Source organism: Actinomadura sp. HBU206391, from assembly GCF_014323665.1.
Classification (GTDB): domain Bacteria; phylum Actinomycetota; class Actinomycetes; order Streptosporangiales; family Streptosporangiaceae; genus Actinomadura_C.
On sequence record NZ_JABVEB010000461.1, the window covers coordinates 1 to 2,858 of the forward strand.

4 protein-coding genes and 1 tRNA gene are annotated in these 2,858 nt (G+C 68.4%); 2 read left to right on the forward strand and 3 right to left on the reverse strand.

The annotated features are described in order from the left end of the window. Together HKK72_RS38280 and HKK72_RS38285 are read right to left on the reverse strand one after the other, a co-directional pair. Positions 1–846: SDR family NAD(P)-dependent oxidoreductase (locus HKK72_RS38280; protein WP_187239271.1), on the reverse strand; the 846-nt coding region annotated here is incomplete at its 3' end. A gap of 29 nt (positions 847–875) precedes the next feature. Next, a tRNA-Cys gene (locus HKK72_RS38285) sits at positions 876–948 on the reverse strand. A 40-nt stretch (positions 949–988) separates the two neighbouring features. On the opposite strand from HKK72_RS38285, the gene HKK72_RS38290 reads away from it, so the two are divergent. Both HKK72_RS38290 and HKK72_RS38295 read left to right on the forward strand, forming a co-directional pair. Further along, positions 989–1,234, forward strand: a complete 246-nt coding sequence (locus HKK72_RS38290; RefSeq protein WP_187239272.1) for a hypothetical protein — start codon at positions 989–991, stop codon at positions 1,232–1,234. 176 nt (positions 1,235–1,410) lie between these two features. Beyond that, complete coding sequence (locus HKK72_RS38295) at positions 1,411–2,406, forward strand: DUF6528 family protein (protein ID WP_222721664.1); 996 nt, start codon at positions 1,411–1,413, stop codon at positions 2,404–2,406. Between the two features lie 38 nt (positions 2,407–2,444). Here the strand turns inward: HKK72_RS38295 and HKK72_RS38300 are convergent. Next, positions 2,445–2,858: class I SAM-dependent methyltransferase (locus tag HKK72_RS38300; RefSeq protein WP_187239274.1), on the reverse strand; the 414-nt coding region annotated here is incomplete at its 5' end.

A 2,858-nucleotide genomic window follows, 5' to 3' on the forward strand; every position in this document is an offset into this window, starting at 1 on the left:
GGCCATGTCGGCCATGTCGGTCACATCGACGAGCGCGGCGGCGCCGGTCAGCGGCACGCGCTCGGCCGCGCGGACCTCGCGGTGGTAGGCGGGCGGCCGGCGGATCGTCTGGGCCGCGTTGTTGACGAGGATGTCGAGGTGGTCGAAGCGCCGGTGCACGGCGTCGAGCAGTTCGGCCACGTCGGCGAGCTCGAGGAGGTCCACCCCGTGCACGTGGAGGCGGGGCAGCCAGTCGGCGGAATCGGGTACGGCCGCGAACCGGCGGGCGGCGTCTCGCGGGAAGCGCGTGGTGACCAGCACCTCCGCGCCGTCGCGCAGCAACTTCAGCGCGACTTGGAAGCCGATCTTCACTCGGCCCCCGGTGACGATGGCGCGTCTGCCCCGCAGGTCGCACCGGGCGTGCCGGCGGGCCAGGTTCTCGGCGGCGCAGTCCGGGCAGAGCAGGTGGTAATCAGGATGTACCTGGCGGTAGGGCGTCTTGCAGCCGTAACAGCGCCGGGCGCCGACGAGAACGTGCTGAACGGGTGCCGCCGGGGCGCCCGTGTCCTCCGGGTCCGGGTCTGGGCCGGGATCCTGGCGCCGGAAACGCGTGGAGGCCGCGGTCGCCGCACGATCACGCCGAGTCCGCTCGGCGTGCCTGGATGCCTTCCGCGACTTCTTCCCGGCCCGGTACAACTGAGTGGCGGCCTGACGCACCGCGTGCCACTGCGGATCATCCGGATCGGCCGCGCGGGCCTCGGCGAGAATCCGCAGACACACATCGATGTCCCCGGGGCCCGGTGTCGCACCCGCAGGCGCCGCCCCCGCCGGCGGAGCTCCGACGCGGTCGGGGCTGACGGGCGGCATCGACACACTCCTGGTCAGGAAAGGGAGGGCAAGGCTGGTCGGATTCGAACCGACGTCCTCCAGCTTGCAGCTAAGGCGCGACGACCTCTGCGCTACAGCCTTGCCGCGCGACAGACTACCGAGATTTCACGATTCCGGCTAAATGATGTTGTTCGCCGGTGTCGTGATCGTCGCGGGGAGCCATGTCGTCCTGGTGGCGTTAGCCGGCCTGCAGCCCGGTGAGCCAGGACTGCCAAGCCCGCTCGGTCTCCTTCTCGTCGACTTCGTCGCGGCGGCGGCCGGGCGGCCCGGCGAGCACGTGCCGCTGACCGGCTCTGCCCGTGTGCCGTCCATCCAGATTCGTTACATACCAGCATTTCTTACGACTGAGTTTACGCAAGTGTCATGAAACGCCCATGCGTATCGTTCTGTGAACAGTTTTAGCAATTCCTGCGAAATGTGGTCGTCGTTTAGGCCAATGTGAAATCCTCCTTTGGTCAACGGAAGATCAACGGCAATGTCCGTGTGCCCGGCCGCCCCGCTGAGTTGTTCTCGATGGTCACGGACAGCGACCCAGGAGGAAATGTGCGCGATCCCTTCACTCGAGCCCGACTTCTCGCCCGCATGACCGGAGTCACCTGCGCCGTGGTACTCGTGGCCGGAATGGCGACTTCTGCCGATGCGGCCTCCGGGAACAGCGACGAGAAGATCGTCGTGACCGAGCAGGCCACCGATCGGATCCTCGTCCTCGACTCGGATCGGCAGAGCTGGCAGGAGACGAAGGTGCTGTGGAGCTGGCGGCCCTCTGCGGCGAACGGTCTCGGCGATCTGGTGGCCGGTTGGGGCGCGCCCTCGGAGGCCAAGCTGCGCCACCGCGACGGCAAGCCGCATTTGCTCACCGTCGACTCGCTCGGACTGGCCGCCGTCGTGCCCTATCCCGATGCCGTCGGGGCCTACTGGGCGACGAGTGTGGGAACACAGCCCAACCTGCACAGTATCGAGCTGCTGCCCGATGGCAATGTGGCGATTATCGCCAGCCGTGGAAATTGGCTTCGTGTCTATACGGCGTCACAGGGACCGCGATCGGATTCGTACGTCGAGTTTCCGCTCACCGACGGCCATGGAGTGTTCTGGGACGACGACGCTCGGCGGCTGTGGGCGCTCGGCGGCAACGAACTCGTGGCGCTCGAACTCGGCGGGACCCCCGCGCAACCTGAACTGACCGAGGTGAGGCGCACTCCGCTGCCGACGCCGAAGGGGCACGACCTTCAGCCGGTCGCGTCCAGGCCGGACCGGTTGTGGATCACTACGGACAGCGGTGTCTACCAGTACTCCAAAAAGAAGGACGCCTTTCTGCAGGACTACCGCGGCGCCGACCGGATCAGCGTCGCCGGCGTCAAGAGCGTCGGCGACGACCTCAGGTCCGGGCAGGTCCTCACGGCATTGATCCAGAACAAGAACCTCTGTACCTGGTGCACCGACACCGCGACGCTGAACCGGCGCAAGGACGATCTCATCCTGCACGGCGCGCAGATCTACAAGGCCCGCTGGTGGGTGGACCCCTCGACGCAGAGCCGGTGAGCCTTCCGTAGGGCGCAGTGTTCGGGGGGTATGCCCGCTCAGGGACGTACAGCACGGACGAGTGTGTCGACGGCATCGCGGGGGATGCCGTCGACCACCACCGGCCGCAGGACCCGCTCGGCCCGCTCCACGACCAACCCGGGCAACGCGCCCGAGACGCGATCCGGGCTGTGCAGGATCTCCGGGTCCTGCGGCCCGCCCACGCCCTCGGAGAGGTTGGTCACGTCATGCCCGATGACCAGCAGCACGCCGCCCGGGCACAGCGCGTCCGCGGCGCGGGCGAGGACGGCCGACATGTCCTCGGCCGGCAGATGCAGGTAGGCGACGAGCACGAGATCGAAGGACCGCTCGGACGGAGCCCACGAGACCACGTCGGCGACGACCGCCTCCAGGCCGACGGACCGGGCGGCCGCCAGTCGGCGGGCGCGCTCGGTCGCGACCGGCGAGAAGTC

Excerpts from the sequence above, each read along its gene's own strand:
- HKK72_RS38290 (WP_187239272.1), top strand. The coding sequence starts at position 989 with ATGATGTTGTTCGCCGGTGTCGTGATCGTCGCGGGGAGCCATGTCGTC.